General features: G+C 43.8%; 1 protein-coding gene. It reads right to left on the reverse strand.

Going from position 1 to position 530, the window contains the following annotated elements; all coding sequences use genetic code 11:
- A partial coding sequence (locus L323_RS41745) for a hypothetical protein (protein WP_038275908.1) occupies nucleotides 1–530 on the reverse strand: 530 nt, incomplete at both ends.

The raw sequence follows: 530 nt of genomic DNA on the forward strand, positions 1-530 counted from the left end.
AGGTGTACCAATCGGTACTCCAATATCAACGCCCGCGTGCAGTTTTATCAGCCCTGTGATTGGATGGACTCGGCTACCAAAAGTTGATGTGATCTTACTTCCCTCTGTTGGCCAAACTAATCCCCCAATAACTGGAGACCAGCCAATTAGAGGATTTCCTTCGCCGTCACCATCAGAAAGATATGAAAGCCAGTATTCTAAAAGAAAGTCCTGATCTTCTACTCTCTTTGCACCATGAGCAATAAGGATTTCTCTTAATGGCTCCCAATCTTCGCTGTACATTGGTTCAATCCGTTGTAATTTGTCTTGGGTTACCGTTGTTGTCAACTCGCCGCATGGAGACGGTGACGTTTCAGTTGTTGTTTCCGAAGCATAAGTATAGACATAATCATTTTGAATCGTCTCTGCCTTTTTCAGAAGAAGAACGGGCTGACGCTCACTCACTGTTGACTTTTTGTACGTAACTTCACCTTCCTCATCTTCATTTCGAAGACAGACCTCTTTCGCCGTGACAATCTCAGTAATTTTTC

Source organism: Ruminiclostridium papyrosolvens C7 (genome assembly GCF_000421965.1).
GTDB classification, from domain to species: domain Bacteria; phylum Bacillota; class Clostridia; order Acetivibrionales; family DSM-1351; genus Ruminiclostridium; species Ruminiclostridium papyrosolvens_A.